The sequence below is a fragment of the Viridibacillus sp. FSL E2-0187 genome, assembly GCF_038006425.1.
Classification (GTDB): Bacteria; Bacillota; Bacilli; order Bacillales_A; family Planococcaceae; genus Viridibacillus; species Viridibacillus arvi.
In genome coordinates, this window is sequence record NZ_JBBOVG010000001.1 from 3,282,100 (window position 1) to 3,300,621 (window position 18,522).

The following is an 18,522-nucleotide window of genomic DNA, read 5'->3' on the forward strand; positions in this document are numbered from 1 at the left end:
CTCTCCTATCGTGCTCAGCATAGCTATTATACGCACATTCAATAAAAGCGATACTTTTTAACTTCATTATATAACTCTAACAAAACAATAAAATTATTTGCGCTTGCTATTAAATAAGGCTACTCAGTTATCAAAAACTGAGTAGCTATATATCACATCATACTCAACCATGTTATCGAAAGTCATAAATTACATTCAAATATATACTGCAATATCTTTCACAAAAACAGCAGTTCCTGTAATCGCTATTGTAATATCCTCACTATTATCCACATGGACAATTACTCTACGTTTTTTTTACAATTAGCCTATCACTATTTTTATATTATTTGTTTTATTACATTTGGCGTATTAGCAATCCTTCTAAACGAAGTTTCACATCTGACCATTCTGAATCTATAATGCTATATATTATCGTATTTCGGATTGTACCATTTGGTCGAATCATATGATTGCGCAAAATACCTTCCTTCTTTGCTCCCAATCTTTCAATTGCTGCCTGAGAGCGTTTATTCTCGTGATCAGTTTTTATTTGTACTCGATTGACACTTAATTGCTCGAACGCGAACTTAAACAATAAATACTTACATTCTGTATTAATAGGCGTTCGCCATTTTGTTGGAGTAAGCCATGTAAATCCAATCTCTAATCGCTTATGTTGGCAATCAATGTCCAAAAATCTTGTGGATCCAATTATTTGATTTGTCTTTTTTTCTATAATAACGAATGGATATTGGGTGCCATTAATTTTTTCATTTAAAGCTTGTTTTATATATTGTTTCATATCCTCAATCGATCTTATTTCCGCCGATGTATATGTCCAAATTTCTTGGAACTGCCCCGCCAAATAAAGCCCTTCTAGATGACTATCCTTTAAGGGTACTAGCAATACATGTTCACCTAATAACTGAATATCTTCCATTACACTTCACTCCTTTGCTATTATTAAAACAGATTTTGCTTTAATGAATAGCACCAAAAGTAAATGTTTTATCCATACCAAATGAGGTGAAGCTATGACATTGACTATTTATTTTGACCAATCTTCGAAGGCTTTATATATCCAAATTTATGAGCAAATAAAACAATTAATACAGTCGCAACAGCTAGTGGAAGGTTCGAAACTCCCTTCAAAGCGCCTACTGGCAAATCAGTTACAAGTGAGCATTCATACTGTACAAATTGCCTATGAACAGTTAACTGCTGAAGGTTTTATTTCAAGTCGTGAGCGTTCTGGCTATTACGTAGCACCATTTCTAGATGAATGGCGAATAAAGATATTTCCTAAACAAGAAGAAGTAATTATTAATGATGTTTTAGATTCTATAGACATAGACTTTAATTCTGGCCAGATTGCGTATGATCATTTCCCCTTTAAATATTGGAAGAAAATAACAAATAATCTCATGCGAACAGATATGACTTATCAAAGTCCGTGGCAAGGAGAAAGGTCTCTTCGCGAGCAAATATGTCAATACGTTTATTTATCACGAGGTGTATCCTGTACAGTAGAACAAATATACATATGTAATGGTACTCAATCTCAGCTCTCCTTACTGTGTAGATATTTCGGTCCAACAGCATCGGTCGGATTTGAAGAACCTGGATTTTCACGCGCCTACTCCATTTTCAATCAGTATAGAATGAATATTGTTTCTATTCCTGTAGATGCACTAGGGATGTCCATTCCAGAAGAACCCCTTAGCCTGTTATATACGACACCTGCACATCAATTTCCGCTTGGTATGATTATGCCCATCCAAAGAAGATACGCGCTTCTTCAATGGGCATTACAAACAGATGCGTATATTATTGAAGATGACTATGACAGTGAATTTCGTTACATTGGCAAGCCAATCCCTTCTCTTCACAGTTTAGATTACCAAGATCGTGTCATCTATTTTGGCACTTTCTCAAAAGCGTTACTTCCTTCATTACGCATAAGTTATATGATTTTACCTAATGAATTAGTAAATGATTTTAACGACTTTTATACTGAACTTAAATCCACTGTATCGCGCATAGACCAACTATCTATTGCTGAGTTTATGAAGCAAGGACATTGGGATAAACATCTGGGGAAAATGCGTACATTATATCGAAAAAAACGTGATATTCTCGTTACACAATTAAAATTGAAACTCGGAGAGAATGTTCAGGTTATAGGTGAGAACGCAGGCCTTCATTTAATTATTCACCTAAAGCTAAACATTTCTGAAGCCTCTGCTATCAAAAGAGGTATGGAATGTGGGGTGAAGATTTATTCTGTATCACATTATTATCATACTTCACCAAAGAATACCCTTCTATTATTAGGCTATGGTGGATTAAACGAAGAACAAATCACTGATGGCATTAATCGTTTAGCCAATGCATGGAGAGATTGATAGGAATTAAAAAAGGCTACTAAAATCAGTAGCCTTTTTCCACCTCGATACATAGACTTAATATATGTATTGAATGTTAATGTTCAATAATTTTTATCGACTTGTTATTTGTGTCTATCTTTACAAGTCCTCCTATAGGAAAAGTAAACATAGGCTGAATATGACCAAAGCTTGCATTATACATCACAGGTATGCTCTTCAAAATTGGATGTTTATCAAAAATAAAATGCAAATGCTCGTCAGTCACTTTAGATTTATTTTGGAATTTACCAATCACCAGTCCCTTTAAATTGACTAATTTCACCTGCTGTAACAAGGAAGTAAAATCACGTGCAAATGTTAGTGGATCTGTTAATTCATCATCTTCAATAAACAAAATCACATCTTTTAAATCTGGCATAAATTCCGTTCCTTGTAGTAAATTGAGCGTACATAGATTACCACCATATAATGTACCGTTCGTTAACCCACCATTATAAATTTTTAAACCCTCATTTGGAATTAAGTTACGATTATCTTGATCTCTAAACCACGCATCATCACTCCAAACAACCGACTGCTCAATCTCATAGGCTTCGTCTTGCATGAGGCATTTTTTGAAGAAAGTCCTTTGATAATCCTGTTCCTTCCGCATTCCAAAACTTGAAAAGTGAGGTCCAGAATATGTGACTAAACCTGTTTTAGATGTTATTGCCCATGCTAGCGCTGTAATATCGCTATAGCCACATAGGATTTTCGGATTCGTCTTTATTAGTTCATAGTTGATATAGGGCAAGATCTCATTGACATTAAATCCACCAATGACTGTCAAGATTCCTTTTACATTTGAGTCTGCGAAAGCAGCATGTAAATCTTGCACTCTCGCTTGAATTGAAGAAGAGAAATGTAGATCGCTATCATATACATGCTCTCCAAAAGTCACTAATAAACCCATTTCTTCCAACCGCTCAATTGCTTCTTGAATACCCTCTTTAGATAAAATTTGCATACTGCGACTAGGTGCAATAATACGTATTTCATCACCTTTTTTTAACTTTGGTGCAATCATTATAAAGCCAACTCCTTCTTATTAAGTTTACTAGTACAATATTTTGAAACGTCCATAACTTAAAGTAAAAAGCTTCAATCTTTTAAATAATAGTTGTAATGATAAAGATTATTCTGACTAATATCAAGTGTCGATTTTTTAACTTCCCTTCTTTGTATTTTAAGAATTGTATTAATAAATTTTCAGATTTGAACAATGTTAATCCACAGTGTCATAGCAAAATTATTTTTAACCCAACAAAACACAATTGCTTTAGTTATTAATGGCGGAACGTATTTTTTACTAATTACACAATCCAAGAAGGATTTTCAATAAATTAATACCTATTAGGTTTTACTTAGTTCTAAAAATATTTATTTTATAAAGTGATGCCCTTACCAATTATTTTGAAGTGAATAGCATGATAATGATAGGAGGTGAAATAATGAATTATGAGATGAAAAGATGTAGTAAGTGCAGTAAATATATCTGTACTTGTAATAATGACCCTGCTCGAGGTCCAAGAGGGTATAAAGGAACTATAGGCCCTGTTGGACCTCCTGGACCTAAAGGTGAACGTGGGCCTAGAGGATTCATGGGTCTTCCCGGAGCTGATGGTGAACGTGGACCTAGAGGCGCTGATGGTGAACGCGGGCCTAGAGGTGCTGATGGTGAACAAGGTCTTAGGGGGCTAAGAGGTTTCCCTGGAGTGAGTGGGCCACCAGGACCTGCCGGATCTATTGGTCCTGGCTCAATAATTCCTTTTGCATCAGGTATTCCTGTTAAACTTACAACTGTTGATGGGCACGTTGGAACAACTAGTTTAATCGGCTTTGGGAACTCTGCATCAAACGTTATGTTAGATGGGACAAAAATAAATCTTACAGGTTCTGCTGGAGCACTTCTGAATTTTGCATTTTCTATTCCTCGTGCTGGAAAAATAACTTCGATGGATGCTTTCTTCAGTACTTCAGAGGCTCTATCTCTAGTTAATTCCACTATCACAATAACAGCTCAATTATATCAATCAACTACACCAAATAATCTATTCACTCCTGTCCCAGGTGCTACTGTAACATTATCTCCTAAACTCTCTGGCATTCTTCCTCTAGGCTATGTAAGTCACGGAATCACTACAGGATTAAATATAATGGTAACAGCTCAAACACGACTATTAATGGTGTTTTCTGCAACAGCCACTGGTCATCCACTTGATAATATGGTAGGTGGGTATGCTAGCGCAGGTCTTTCAATTAGTTAATTCCTTAAGGTTAACTATCTTAAAAAATGCAATTCTTACCTAATAGTTGATGAAAAAACATCCATAAAATACATCATTATTTGATAAATTAATTTCTGAAATAATTGAAATCATTCGAATCTTAATTAATACCATGTAATATTACTAGACTGACAAGGCAACTTTTCGTATAAAATAAAACGAAAAGTTGCCTTAATTCGTATTTTCTCAATCTAACTTTCACAAATATTACACTATTACCTATGCAACAACTGCTTCTAAAAGTGTAAGTTTAAGTGCAGCTATAGACATTTTAGAGATAGATGAAATTAGTATTTTATAAACGACACCTTGCTATATGTAATTACTCTATTTGTTAAATCAACATTTTCATAGAGGAAAAAAATGAATTATTATCCGTTATTATCTACAGTAATTAAATTCAATGTATAATGTTCAAATTCCGTGTCGTGAACAAATCCATTCTTTTCATATAACTTTTTTGCATTAATATTCGTGAGAGCCGTTTCTAACGTTAAATAACTTGCATTTGTTTGTCTACCTAGTTCCATTGCTGATTGTAATAATTGCTGCGCAATGCCCGATTTTCGATTATTTTTTATTACGAACAAGTCATTTATTATCCAAGCTTTTTTCATTGATATGGATGAGAAGGTTGGATAAAGTTGTGTAAATCCTACATACTCCTCTCCCTTTTTTGCTACAAATATGACCGAATCCTTATTAGTTAGACGACTGTGGATGAATTTATAGGCCCCTTCTATATTTGTTTGTTGCTCATAAAATTGGCGATACATATCGAACAACCCCGCTACACCGACCGTATCAGCTAAATCTGCTTGAAAAACATTCATTTCATTACTCCCCTTTCATTAATAGAAAAATTCTATCAACAACAAAAACAACTTCTCTTATAAGCAGAAGTTGTTTTTGGCATTTAAAGTGATTGTGCAACAGGTTCTTTGTTTATTTCAGGCAGTAGATTATCCACAATTATACTGTTCACTGCATTTATATAAGCTAATGCACTTGCTTTGATGACATCTGTATCAGTTGCCTTTGCAACATACTTTTCACCCTTATATTCTACCTGTAACTTTACTTTACCTAATGCTTCTTTCCCTCTTGATACACTGCTAATTTTGTACTCCAATAAATTTATATCGATATCGATGATTTCTTTGATTGAAGAGTAAAGTGCATCAATTGGACCTGATGCTTCAGCGCTACTTTTGAAAATTTGATCACCCTTTTTAATCTTGACACTTGCTGAAGGGAAAATCGTATTACTAATGACTTGAAGATCCAACAGTTCATAAAAATTGTCACTATGATGTTGAATTTCTTCATTCATATCATGTCTTTTGAAGTATTTTTCTACAATAATATATAGATCATGGTTATATACTTCTTTTTTCGCATCAGCTAATACTAAAAAGTCAGCAAAGATTTCTTCGAATTGTTCGTCTGTTAATTGGTTAAAGGCTAATTTTCCAAGTGCATTTTTCACTGCATGGCGTCCAGATCGGGCTGTTAAGACCAGTTCCATATCATCTAAACCAACTTCAGTAGGACTAATAATTTCGTAAGCATCACGTGATTTTAGTAAACCATCTTGGTGAATACCTGATGAATGGGCAAATGCATTATCTCCTGTAATAGCTTTATTCACCTGTACATCAAGCCCCATTAAGCTACTCACTAGCTTAGATGTATTCATAATTTCTTTTGTATTAATATTTGTATTTGCATTGAAAAATGGTGAGCGTGTATTTAAAGCCATCACTACTTCTTCTAATGCTGCATTTCCAGCGCGCTCGCCGATTCCGTTGATTGTACATTCAACTTTATCCGCTCCATTTTTTATAGCAGCCAATGTATTTGCTGTAGCCATCCCTAAATCATTATGACAATGTACACTTAAAAGTACTTTATCATTCAGATTTTTTAGGCGGTCATTCAATTTAAATATAAGTTCACCGAATTCTTCTGGCACGGCAAAACCAACTGTATCAGGAACATTAATCATTGTAGCACCAGCTTTTACAACCGCTTCAATTGTTGACCATAAGTATTCAAAATCAGAGCGTGATGCATCTTCTGTAGAATACTGCACTTCCGGCAAAAGCGTTTTAGCATATTTGACAGCCTCTACTCCTATATCTAAAATTTGATTTTTTGATTTACCAAATTTCTTTTCAACATGAATGTCTGAAGTGCCAAGAACCATATGGATTAACGGATTTTCAGCATACTTCACGCTATTATAAACCGCATCAATATCTGCTTTAACAGCACGTGCTAGAGCCGTAATCATTATGTTATCCGTATTCCCGACCTTCATCGCAATTTCTTTTACCGCATTAAAATCTCCGGCCGATGATGCCGGGAAACCCGCTTCAATAATATCTACTTGTAATTTCTTTAATTGATGAGCTACTTCTAGCTTTTCGTATAAATTTAGTTTGGCCCCCGGAACTTGTTCCCCATCACGTAAAGTTGTATCAAACACCCATATTTTTCTCGACATTTCACATACACTCCTTTTCTTTTATAAAATAATAAAAAGCCCCGCCTCTATAGAAACTATAGAGACGAGGCTGTGCTCGCGGTACCACTCTAATTGATCCATGCCTAATACATGAACCCACTCAGTTCGATGGCTATCACCATCTATTCTTTTAACGGCAGAATCCCGACATCCGTTACTATTATTTCACGGAGTAGCTCTTGGACGAGTTCAAAGGCAAATAACTACCGGTTTCCACCAACCACCGGCTCTCTGAATAGCTTATTTATCCCTTTACTATTTCCAATCATTGCTCATTCGTTATTTGATTAGTTATGATTCTAACCTTTGAATTCTTAATAGTCAATATAATTATCAGAAAAATTTAAATTTTCTTTTAAGAATAAATTTATAGTTATAAACATAAAAGAACTATCGTATTGATTAGACATTTATTTTCTTAAAATAAGATTATTAATTTTTCTTTAAGTAGTTTACTGCATATTGTACATATAACTCAGAACCAACTTTCAATGTATCCTCATCTACATTAAAGCGTCCATGATGGTGTGCCCATTGTGAATCTTTTTCAGTATTACCACAGCCAACTAAAGCAAAACAACCAGGTACTTTATCAAGATAGATACTGAAATCTTCTCCGCCCATTGTAGGATCATCAAGATAATATGAATCTTCTCCGAATGATTGTTCAATAACATGACGTGCTAACTCCGCACTATCTTTGTCATTGATGACAGCTTGTGTACCGTAGTCATACTCAACTTCGGCAGTACCACCATAAATTGCGGCAACTTGCTCTGCATATTGATGAATTTGCGCTTCTATATGTTGACGAGTCTCTACATCGAAACAACGAACCGTTCCTTCAAGAACTGCATTTTCAGCAATAACATTAAAGCGAGTGCCAACCTCCATTTTACCTATTGTTAGTACTGCTGGTCGTAATGGATTAACTGTTCTCGATACAACTGTTTGTACATTTAATGCAAATGATGACGCAATCATTACTGCATCAACCGAATCATGTGGCATTGCTGCATGACCACCGCGACCTTTGAATGTTACTTTGAAGAGATCGGCCGATGCAAAAGCTGGTCCTGGTGCACATTGGATTTTATATGAAGGTGTTTGAGACCAAATATGAATACCAAACACATTATCCACACCGTCCACTGCACCTTGGCGAACCATTTCCTTTGCACCTAATGCTACTTCTTCAGCAGGTTGAAATATTAAACGAATATTCCCTGCTAATTCATCTTTAATTTCATTTAATGCTTTTGCAGCAATTAATAGCATTGCTGTATGAGCATCATGTCCACATGCATGCATTTTGCCATCTTCTTGTGAGCGATATTCAAGCTCACGATTTAATTCATAAACAGATAACGCATCCATATCTGCACGAAGAGCAACCGTTTTACCTGGCTTCTCTCCTGTAATATCCGCAATTACACCTGTTGGTTCTGTTGTTCTATATGGAATATTCAGCTGTTTTAAATAATCGCATACAAACTGAGTTGTCTTAAACTCCTGCCATGATAACTCTGGCTCTTTATGTAATTTACGACGGATTGCAACTAACTCATCATTATAACTTGCAATGATTTCTTTTATATTTTTCCCCATTTGAAGGACCCCTTTATTATTTAATCCATGTTACAAACAAACCTGCTAATACAACAGAAACTATCGTAACTGTGATGAAACCACCAACAAGCATCGGTGGAAGCATATGACTGCTTAAGAATTCACGTTCTTTTTTATCTGTAGTTACAGCGTTCACAACTTCATTTGTAATAATATAGTCTGCTGGGAATCCATATAAGGCTGTTAATGATACAGCGAACGCCATATTTGGATTTACTTTTAAAATTTTCCCTACGATAAATGAAAAGATGTACATGCCAATTACGGCAAGAACGATACTAACAATTAAAGGTGTAATTATTCGTAGCATCATTTCTGGTGTCGCATTTTTTAAACCATCAAAAATAAATAACATTAATGCCATAATGGCGAAACCGAAACCATTTGCTTTTTGCAATGGCTGCTTTTCTAAGAAACCTAGTGAAGTAGCAATAACACCAAATAGTAAACATAGTACCAATGCATTTACTGTAATAATTGGGGCTAATGCAGTTGATGTAAAATATGCTAAACAGCCTACAATGGCTAAGCGGAAAAATTTGAAATAATCCGTATTGTAGCGATCGGGTAATTTCTTAAATAATCTTGGTTTTTCTAGTTTTTCTTCTTCTTCAACAGTTATCTCTTGTGCTTTCATCTCACCAGTACGATATAGCTTTAATAAACGGTTTCCTTCTTTTTTTAAGAAAATTGACGTTAGCGGATAACCAGCAAAACCTTGAATAACATATATAACAATTGCGAAAACAGCTAGATCATCATACCCTGCATTTGCAGCTCCCTCAGACATAATAAGAGCTGAAACCAATCCACCAACAAGTGGTGGAATCGCTACGATCATCGTTTGCATATCGAAAATCAAAGCACCTATTGTAAATAATATAACGATGATTCCTAAAATCCCTGATAGTGCAATAACTATTGTTTTCCATTGATTTCTTAATTCTTTCAATGAAAGTAAAGTTCCCATATTCGTAATTAATAAGTACATCATCATTGTTGCTACGATTGCTGGAATACCTGCAATCTCTACAATATTCTTCGGGAAAAATGTCCAATAACCCAATAAAAACAGTACCGCGCAAACAAATACAGATGGAATCCATGCTTTCGTTTTAGTTGCCACAACATCGCCAATATATAAAATCCCTAATAAAATAACAAGGGCTAGCATTTGAGCCATAATATAACCTCCACGTCATTTAATTTGTAATATTACAATAACATCAAATTTTCTGAATATGTATATAATTAATATATTTCGAGAAAATATTAACTTTATCTAGCTAATTATCAACATTAATCATATTTCTCTATTTAAATATAGATGAAACCTCTTTATTGAAATAGTAAATTTATTACTTTTAAGAGATAATATCACTCATTAAAGATTAGTTTTTCTCTCAGTAAAATTAATGCAATAATGAGTGGTCATCTCCTTAGCGAAGTTCTATCTACACGACTTAAAAATTCAAACAACCCCATCCCTCTCACTATTAATCTAGTGTATAGCATTGTGAATTTTCTAAATTAAAAGTACAATTGAAATTATATTTGTTGGTACTATACATATTTTTAGGAGGAAAGACTTTGAGTAAAATTCGAATTGGTATTGTAGGTTATGGTAATTTAGGACGTGGCGTTGAAGGGGCAATTGCGCAAAACTCTGATATGGAATTAGTGGCAGTATTTACTCGTCGTGATCCTTCTTCATTAAAAATCGCGAGCGCTAATGTGCCCGTATATGCGGTAAATGATGCTGAACAATTTAAAGATGCCATTGATGTTATGATTTTGTGTGGGGGGTCTGCTACGGACTTACCGGAGCAAGTACCTCATTTCGCACAATGGTTTAATACTATTGATAGCTTTGATACACACGCTAACATTCCAGCTTTCTATGATGCAGTAAATGCGATTGCAGAACCTGCAAATAAAGTGAGTATCATTTCAGTTGGTTGGGATCCAGGTCTATTTTCATTAAACCGTCTTTTAGGAGAAGCAGTGTTACCTGTTGGCAATACTTATACTTTTTGGGGTGATGGCTTGAGTCAAGGCCACTCTGATGCAGTTCGTCGTATTGAAGGCGTTAAAAATGCAGTGCAATATACATTACCAATTGAAGAGGCAGTAAATCGCGTACGCAATGGTGAAAACCCTGAATTAACTACTCGTGAAAAGCATGCCCGTGAATGTTTCGTTGTATTAGAAGATGGAGCAGATGCAGTGAAAATCGAAGAACAAATTAAAACAATGCCAAACTATTTCTCTGATTATGATACAACTGTTAATTTTATCTCTGAAGATGAACTTGCTACAAATCATAGCGGTATGCCACATGGTGGGTTCGTTATTCGAAGTGGTGAATCTAAAGCAGAACATAAGCAAATTATGGAGTTCTCTTTAAACTTAGAAAGCAATCCATACTTCACATCAAGCGTCCTAGTTGCCTTTGCACGTGCTGCTTTCAAACTTAACAAATCTGGCAACAATGGAGCTAAAACAGTTTTCGATGTACCTTTTGGCTTGTTGTCACCAAAATCAGCAGCTGAACTGCGTAAAGAGTTATTATAAAAATTAAAAATAAAAGGCTGACACTGTCTTCACGACATGTCAGCCTTTATTCGATTATTTTAATTATCAAGATTCACTAAAAAGCTTCCGTCATATTGACTTTTATCCTCTCGACAACTATGATGAATAGTGATTCTTACAAAAGACTCAATAATCTCAAACAAGAAACCTTATGCTGCCTTCTATCAATTGAAGGGCCCGTAAGGTTTTTTGTTATTCTACCGAATTCTAATAACTGAATACTCAATTATTTTTTGGGTATATAGATTATGTCATGTACAGTTGAAGTGTATCTCGCTAAAATGATTTTTTGATGAAGTTATGCACAATCGTCTTTAACTAATTTCCCACTAAAATTAAAGGCATAGCAACATTAATGAATCAGTACATTCTTCTAATTACTTATTAGTACATACGTAGACATCGGTTTAATAGCATTTTTTTGTATTGCCTCTGTAAGTATCAATATTTCAGTTTGCAGTAATTGAACCAACTTTTCTGGAATATAATCTAAAGCTATAAGCTCTTTGGCATAATCTTGGATAGTAAAGTCCACTTCCCATTCTCCATCCTGTAATTCCGGAGAGTAAATTATATTCTCTTTTTGGATTTCCCATCCGGTTTGTTGAATGATTTTCTTAATATCCTTTGCCGTAAATAATGTACGGATGTTAGAGATACTTGTGTCTTTAAATGTTTCATATTGAGCCTGAATTAATACAGCCAGAAAATGAGGATACTGTTCAATACTTGTTACCCTTGCATCCCATTCTGCAAAGCATAATGTTTTTCCCCATTTCCTAGCTTTCTTTAATATGACTGTTAGCTGCTCAGCTGACTGGAAATACCAAGAACAATGGGATAACACCACCACATCAAATGATTGTTCTGGAAAATCGATTTCATCCGCAATCACATCTGTAGCTAAATCTATTTTTATTTGGGCACCTAACTTTGAAGCTTTTAAATGCCTGGCTGCTTCTCCTAATGTGATAGGACTACCATAATCTACATCCGCGACATCAATACCATGAACAAGGCCTTCTTCACCTACTAGATGCGCTAATACTGCTGTAGTATCCCCTTGTCCACAACCTATTTCTAGTACTCTCATCCCTTTTTGGATTGACCAAAACTGTCCTAACTTCAAACGATGTGCTGTCTGGATTTTTTGAATTGTACTATCGTTACCATAAATGGCCATACAGTCTACAATTTCTTCTATTATCTTTTCATCCATCTAGTTACCTCCATGATACAAATTGATATTGTAATATCTTCCACAATAAATTAGACTATGTGAACAATCAACTCAATTTATTAATGTGTATAAAAGGAGTGAATTTTATGTCTTCAATCCAATTAACAAATGTTCAAAAGCACTTTCAAAAAAGATCCATTATTCAAAATGTCAGTCTGTCTATTGACTCAGGAAAAATTTTCGGTGTAATCGGTCCATCTGGTTGTGGTAAAACAACATTAATCAAATTAATAGTAGGCATGTTAAAAGCAGATGCAGGTCAAATAAAAGTATTTCATCAAACTGTTCCTAACTACAATATACTCAAAAGAATCGGCTATATGGCACAATCCGATGCACTATATAGCGATTTAACGGGAATGGAAAATATGCAATTTTTTGCGAAGTTATATTCTTTAAATAAAGCTGAAAGAGACAAACGTATTGCTTATGCTGCGGATATTGTCCAACTAACAAATGAGCTTTCTCATAAGGTACAAAATTATTCTGGCGGTATGAAACGCAGATTATCACTCGCCATAGCACTACTTCAAAACCCAGATATTCTTATTTTAGATGAACCAACTGTAGGAATTGATCCTGCTCTAAAACTTACAATTTGGCAAGAGCTCGAACGTCTGAAAAAAATAGAGAAGAAAACCATCCTTCTAACTACACATGTAATGGATGAAGCCGAAAAATGCGATGAGCTCGCTTTAATGCGAGAAGGTAAAATAATCGCAACTGGGACACCTACTAAATTAAAAGCACTATATAGCGCAGACACATTTGATGAAGTGTTTTTACGAGCTGGGGGTGCTAAAATATGAGAATTATTGCTTTAGTAAACAGAATAATTCAGCAAATGCTACGAGATAAACGGACACTTGCACTATTATTTCTTGCACCGTTACTCATCTTGAGTTTGATGTACTTTATCTTTCATACAGAAGATAGTTCTCCGAAGCTTGGAGTGATTGGTGGAGATACGAAAATAGTTAATGCATTAGAAGATGCTAATATTGAAATAGAAAAGTTTAACCAGCTTTCTCAAAAAGAGGCACTTGCTGAAGGTTTAGACGGTTGGCTAACAATTGAAAATAAGCAACTCTCTTTGACATTACAGAATGACTCACCTAGTAAAGCAAGGGCATTACAAATGCAGGTGAAACAAGCTCTATCATCCTTTCAAATGTCTAATAATCCTAGTAAATCCTCGGATCTAGGAGTGAGTACAAGTTATGTATATGGTGATGAAAACACCCAATTATTTGACACCATTAGCCCTATCTTAGTCGGCTTCTTTGTATTCTTTTTCGTCTTCCTCATTGCAGGAATCGCATTATTAAAGGAACGTACTACAGGCACATTAGAAAGGTTATTATCTACACCTATTCGTCGTCATGAAGTTGTGCTTGGCTATTTAATAGGCTACGGACTATTCGCTATCATTCAGACATCAATCGTCGTTTTATATGCTGTGAAAATACTTGATATTGTTCTAGTTGGATCTATTTGGTATGTGCTACTTATTAACCTATTGCTCGCATTAGTTGCCTTGTCATTAGGCATTTTATTATCTAGCTTTGCATCTTCAGAATTTCAAATGGTTCAATTCATTCCACTAGTCATTGTGCCGCAAATTTTCTTTACAGGATTATTTCCACTGGATGGCATGGCGGATTGGTTGCTTTCAATCGGTAAAATCATGCCACTATACTATGCCGCAGATGCTCTTACGGGTGTTATGTATAAAGGGTTTGTATTTACAGATATCATTGTTAATCTCGGTGTATTATTATTATTCTCAATCCTATTCATAACCTTAAATTTCGTTGCTTTAAAAAAATATCGCGCTATTTAATATCGTTTATAAATACTAAAACAACACGCTCTATATAACGAGCGTGTTGTTTTTTTATTCTACAGAGACATTCTTTAAATCATCAGCTTCTGTTGGATGTGCTTTAAAGTCTTTTACTGATTTAGATGCTGCTAATAGTGGTGTGGAATGTACTAATGGCAATACAGGTGCTTCTTTATGCAAAATAAGCTGAATTTGTTTATATATCTCTTTACGTTTTTCTTCATCCTGTTCAGAACGACCAGCTTGTAGAAGCTTTTGAACTTCATCATTTGAAAATTGAGAGTTATTTAATGATCCATCCTGATCAAAGAACAACGATAATAAATTGTCAGGATCACCATTGTCACTTGTTCCACCAAGTAAAAATAAATCTGCTTCCCCTGCTTTTGTTTTCTCTAAATATGTCGCCCATTCAAATGACACAATTTTTGTTTTAATCCCCACATCTGCTAAGTTCTTCTGAATCGCCTCAGCAACCTTTTGGCCATCTGGCATATATGGACGCGGTACAGGCATTGCCCATAACTCTAATTCTTTGCCATCATAACTAGACTCTTTCAATAATGCTTTCGCTTTTTCCGGATTATAATCATATAAAGGCGTATCCTCGTTATAGCCTAAAGCTGTTGGTTGTACCGGATTTTTTGCTACCAATGCTTTCCCTTCAAAGAATGTGTCCGCTATTACTTGACGATCTACTGCATGGCTAATCGCCTGACGTAACTTTATGTCTGTAAATGGTGCTTTATTTGTTGTCATCCCTAAATAGCCTACATTAAATGAAGGGCGTTCAATTAAAGTAATTTGATCATTTTGTTCAACTGTGGAAATAGATGCAGGTGCTACACCATCTGCAATATCAATTTCTCCACTCAATAATGCATTTAACCTTGCTGCATTATCTGGCATTGCTTTGAAAATGACACTATCAAGCTTTGGTAAACCATCTTGCCAGTAATCATTGTTTTTTGTCAAAACAACTGAATCATTTCTTTTCCATTCTGAGAATTTGAATGGACCAGTCCCTACAGGGTTTTCTCCAAATTTTTCACCGTCTTTTTCAAAAGAAGTTGGACTGGCAATTGAAAAAGCCACCATTGCTAAATTATTTAAAAGTGGCATCATTGGTTTCTTTAATTGAATGATAAATGTATAATCTCCATCAGCTTTCACGCTTTCAATAATGTGATTTTTGTCGCCTTTAAAGCCGCCGAACATGTCTGCATAATAAGGAAATTGATCTGCACTACCATTCATCCAACGTTCGAAGTTTTTAACAACAGCTTCCGCATTAAAGTCTGTACCATCATGAAATTTAACATTTTCCTCTAACGTAAAAGTATACGTCTTACCATCATCAGAGATTTTCGTATCTTTGGCTAATCCAGGTTTTGTTGATGTATCTTGTTCGCCAAAAACTAATAATGTCTCAAAAATATTGCGTGCTACTTTGAACGATTCACCGTCCGTTACTGTACTTGGATCTAACGAAACTGAATCCGCTCCTCGGCCATAAACAATAGTTTGCAAGTCCTTGTTATTTACTTTATCATCTGATGATTTCTCACCTTTTGTATCATCAGATGAACATGCCACCAATAGGAAAAGCATAGCCATTAAGAAAATGCTAAATCCTAATCTCTTATTCTTCATAAAAATCCCCCCACATCCTATTTTCTTCCTTCTATCAATTATAAGTATATTTTCATAATTTTCAAATAATAATGTAAATAAAAAATGCCTGCAACCGATTTGTGATCAGTTGTCAGGCAGTTGTTAACTAAGTTTTAGAAAAAGAAATCTAAAATGTAGAATATCAATGCAGCCATTGCTGCTGATGATGGCATCGTAATAATCCAAGTCATAATAATTTTACGAGCTACTCCCCATTTAACACCTTTCACACGTTGTGCAGCTCCTACCCCCATAATAGCGGAAGAAATAACATGTGTAGTACTAACTGGCAAGTGAATTAATGTTGCACTAAAGATAACTGAAGCAGAAGCTAAATCGGCTGCTGCACCGTTAACAGGGCGCAATTTCATAATTTTACCACCAACTGTTTTGATGATTTTATAACCACCGATTGATGTTCCAAGTCCCATTGCTAATGCTGCGGAAACTCGAACCCAACCTTGAATATCATCGCCAGTTTGTAATCCACCAGCGATTAAAGCCATTGTCATAATACCCATTGCTTTTTGTGCATCATTCGTACCATGTGTAAACGATTGAAGTGCAGCCGTACAAATCTGTAAATATCGGATTCCTTTATTTGTACGATATAAATTTGCATTTTTGAAAATGACTTTGAATAAAGACATCATTAAGAAACCAGCTGCTATAGCAATAAACGGTGATAATAATAAAGCTTGTAATATTTTCACGAAACCTGTGTAGTTCAAGATACCAAAACCTGCTGCAGCAATAGCAGCACCAGCAATAGCACCAATAATTGCATGAGAAGAACTAGACGGAATTCCGTAATACCAAGTAATTAAGTTCCAAATAATAGCTGCAAGTAATGCAGCTAAAATGATGACAGAACCATTTGATAATGCGAAAGGATCTACGATGTCTTTCGTAATTGCCTTTGCAACACCTGTAAATGTAATTGCCCCGATAAAGTTCATAATTGCAGCCATTATTACAGCTACTTTCGGTGGCAATGCTCTTGTCGATACTGAAGTAGCAATAGCATTTGCTGTATCATGGAAACCATTGATAAAGTCAAATGTCAGTGCAAAAATAACAACTAAGACTGTTAATAAGAGTATTGTATCCATTCGTGACTCCTGCTCCTATGCATTACGCATAATAATAGTTTCCATAGTATTCGCTACATTTTGGCAATCATCTGCAATATCCTCTAATTGTTCATAAATATCCTTGAACTTAATAAGTTGGATTGGATCTTTTTCATGCAAGAATAGTTGCTTAATGGATGTACGAAGCACTTCATCACATTTGCTTTCATAATCTTTTATTAAAATGGCATGATCACGCATACCAATTAAGTTTTTCGTTTTTAATAATTCCATTGCTTTTACAATTTCATCAGCACTTTTCACAATATAGCCGATAAATGTATTCATTGAATCATCGATATCGATTAACGCGAACATGTCGAAGTGTGCAATACATTCTTCCATTCCATCAAGGACGTCATCCATACTGTTTGCAAGCGCAAGAATATCTTCTCTTTCAATTGGGGTCATAAATGATTTATTCAGCATCACGATTAATTCATGAATGAGAGAATCCCCATCCGTTTCATATTTTTTCATTCGTTTGCTAATTTCTTCTAAGTCTTCCAAACTCTGAATGCGGAAATCGTTGGCATAATGCATTGCCTCTTGTACATTAACTGCAATTTTTGCTAAAACCTCAAAGAATGGATCTGGCTTTTTTCGATTAAACATAAATTCCTCCTGAAAAAGTTAGTGTCAAAACATATATTTGTCCTGAACGCTAAATTAGCTTAACAATAATTTAATAGAATATCTGCAATTTTTACATATTCTATGACAACTTTTACAATCCTGTAACATTAGCGTTCACAATTTCGAAAAAAAATTGTTCCAATGTGGAAAATCACATAGTTTCATTTGTCGAAAATTGCTGAAAAATATACATCCTGTTGAATAAAAAGACCTTAAATACTAGGCTTAACTACTTGATAAACATACAACTATCTTGTCAATATCGAATTTATTTGTAAACGCTTTATTTTTCGACAAAATACCTACCACTTTAATATAGAATGTAGGTTTTACAATTTACAAAACTAACGATATCGACAAAAGGAAAGCCTTTTTGTCGTTTACAACACGACAAATATGAGTCCAACTTCAAAAACTATAGAATCGTTAAACAATAAAAAAATTCTTGTATACCTTCAAAGATACATACACCACAAACAGCTTCTCACAACCATCGAAATCACAGAAAACAAAAAAGAATACTGTAATAAAAATAATGAATGA

At 34.8% G+C, this 18,522-nt stretch carries 15 protein-coding genes and 1 other annotated feature; of the genes, 5 read left to right on the forward strand and 10 right to left on the reverse strand.

Annotation, left to right across the window (positions count from 1 at the left end; translation table 11 throughout):
- Nucleotides 1-337 precede the first annotated feature (337 nt).
- Nucleotides 338-922 (reverse strand): GNAT family N-acetyltransferase, encoded by a 585-nt coding sequence (locus MHH85_RS16055; protein WP_340707717.1) that lies wholly within the window; start codon nucleotides 920-922, stop codon nucleotides 338-340.
- 94 nt (nucleotides 923-1,016) lie between these two features.
- Between MHH85_RS16055 and pdxR the strand changes: the two genes are divergently transcribed.
- The gene (gene pdxR, locus MHH85_RS16060; RefSeq protein ID WP_340707718.1) at nucleotides 1,017-2,387 is read left to right on the forward strand and encodes a MocR-like pyridoxine biosynthesis transcription factor PdxR; all 1,371 of its coding nucleotides are present in this window, start codon (nucleotides 1,017-1,019) and stop codon (nucleotides 2,385-2,387) included.
- Nucleotides 2,388-2,463: 76 nt separating this feature from the next.
- On the opposite strand, the gene MHH85_RS16065 is transcribed toward pdxR, so the two are convergent.
- Nucleotides 2,464-3,435 carry a S66 family peptidase gene (locus tag MHH85_RS16065; protein WP_340707719.1) on the reverse strand — a complete coding sequence of 324 codons (972 nt, stop codon included), beginning with the start codon at nucleotides 3,433-3,435 and terminating at the stop codon, nucleotides 2,464-2,466.
- A 424-nt stretch (nucleotides 3,436-3,859) separates the two neighbouring features.
- Between MHH85_RS16065 and MHH85_RS16070 the strand changes: the two genes are divergently transcribed.
- Complete coding sequence (locus tag MHH85_RS16070) at nucleotides 3,860-4,675, forward strand: exosporium glycoprotein BclB-related protein (protein WP_340707720.1); 816 nt, start codon at nucleotides 3,860-3,862, stop codon at nucleotides 4,673-4,675.
- Nucleotides 4,676-5,067: 392 nt separating this feature from the next.
- Here the strand turns inward: MHH85_RS16070 and MHH85_RS16075 are convergent, their stop codons facing one another.
- The 4 genes from MHH85_RS16075 to MHH85_RS16090 all read right to left on the reverse strand — a co-directional run bounded on the left by MHH85_RS16075 (nucleotide 5,068) and on the right by MHH85_RS16090 (nucleotide 10,038).
- Complete coding sequence (locus tag MHH85_RS16075) at nucleotides 5,068-5,529, reverse strand: GNAT family N-acetyltransferase (RefSeq protein ID WP_340707721.1); 462 nt, start codon at nucleotides 5,527-5,529, stop codon at nucleotides 5,068-5,070.
- A gap of 83 nt (nucleotides 5,530-5,612) precedes the next feature.
- Nucleotides 5,613-7,205 carry a 2-isopropylmalate synthase gene (locus tag MHH85_RS16080; RefSeq protein WP_193738553.1) on the reverse strand — a complete coding sequence of 531 codons (1,593 nt, stop codon included), beginning with the start codon at nucleotides 7,203-7,205 and terminating at the stop codon, nucleotides 5,613-5,615.
- A gap of 57 nt (nucleotides 7,206-7,262) precedes the next feature.
- Nucleotides 7,263-7,504: a binding site (T-box leader), on the reverse strand.
- A gap of 154 nt (nucleotides 7,505-7,658) precedes the next feature.
- Entirely contained in the window at nucleotides 7,659-8,834 is a 1,176-nt protein-coding gene (locus MHH85_RS16085) for an amidohydrolase (RefSeq protein WP_340707722.1), read from the reverse strand.
- A 16-nt stretch (nucleotides 8,835-8,850) separates the two neighbouring features.
- Complete coding sequence (locus tag MHH85_RS16090; protein WP_340707723.1) at nucleotides 8,851-10,038, reverse strand: hypothetical protein; 1,188 nt, start codon at nucleotides 10,036-10,038, stop codon at nucleotides 8,851-8,853.
- Between the two features lie 407 nt (nucleotides 10,039-10,445).
- Between MHH85_RS16090 and MHH85_RS16095 the strand changes: the two genes are divergently transcribed.
- Nucleotides 10,446-11,429: a diaminopimelate dehydrogenase gene (locus MHH85_RS16095; protein WP_340707724.1), complete on the forward strand. Its 984-nt coding sequence runs from the start codon at nucleotides 10,446-10,448 to the stop codon at nucleotides 11,427-11,429.
- A 394-nt stretch (nucleotides 11,430-11,823) separates the two neighbouring features.
- On the opposite strand, the gene MHH85_RS16100 is transcribed toward MHH85_RS16095, so the two are convergent.
- Entirely contained in the window at nucleotides 11,824-12,669 is an 846-nt protein-coding gene (locus MHH85_RS16100; RefSeq protein ID WP_340707725.1) for a class I SAM-dependent methyltransferase, read from the reverse strand.
- A 107-nt stretch (nucleotides 12,670-12,776) separates the two neighbouring features.
- Between MHH85_RS16100 and MHH85_RS16105 the strand changes: the two genes are divergently transcribed.
- Together MHH85_RS16105 and MHH85_RS16110 are read left to right on the forward strand one after the other, a co-directional pair.
- Nucleotides 12,777-13,499, forward strand: coding sequence for an ABC transporter ATP-binding protein (locus tag MHH85_RS16105; RefSeq protein ID WP_340707726.1), 723 nt, complete (start codon nucleotides 12,777-12,779; stop codon nucleotides 13,497-13,499).
- Nucleotides 13,496-14,533: an ABC transporter permease gene (locus tag MHH85_RS16110; RefSeq protein WP_340707727.1), complete on the forward strand. Its 1,038-nt coding sequence runs from the start codon at nucleotides 13,496-13,498 to the stop codon at nucleotides 14,531-14,533. The genes MHH85_RS16105 and MHH85_RS16110 overlap by 4 nt, the downstream gene beginning before the upstream one ends.
- A gap of 54 nt (nucleotides 14,534-14,587) precedes the next feature.
- On the opposite strand, the gene MHH85_RS16115 is transcribed toward MHH85_RS16110, so the two are convergent.
- The 3 genes from MHH85_RS16115 to MHH85_RS16125 form a co-directional block, all read right to left on the reverse strand.
- On the reverse strand, nucleotides 14,588-16,189 hold the full coding sequence (locus MHH85_RS16115) for an ABC transporter substrate-binding protein (protein ID WP_193738546.1): 1,602 nt from the start codon (nucleotides 16,187-16,189) through the stop codon (nucleotides 14,588-14,590).
- Nucleotides 16,190-16,323: 134 nt separating this feature from the next.
- Complete coding sequence (locus MHH85_RS16120; RefSeq protein WP_038179566.1) at nucleotides 16,324-17,322, reverse strand: inorganic phosphate transporter; 999 nt, start codon at nucleotides 17,320-17,322, stop codon at nucleotides 16,324-16,326.
- 15 nt (nucleotides 17,323-17,337) lie between these two features.
- Nucleotides 17,338-17,958, reverse strand: coding sequence for a DUF47 domain-containing protein (locus MHH85_RS16125; RefSeq protein ID WP_053417701.1), 621 nt, complete (start codon nucleotides 17,956-17,958; stop codon nucleotides 17,338-17,340).
- Nucleotides 17,959-18,522: the final 564 nt, after the last annotated feature.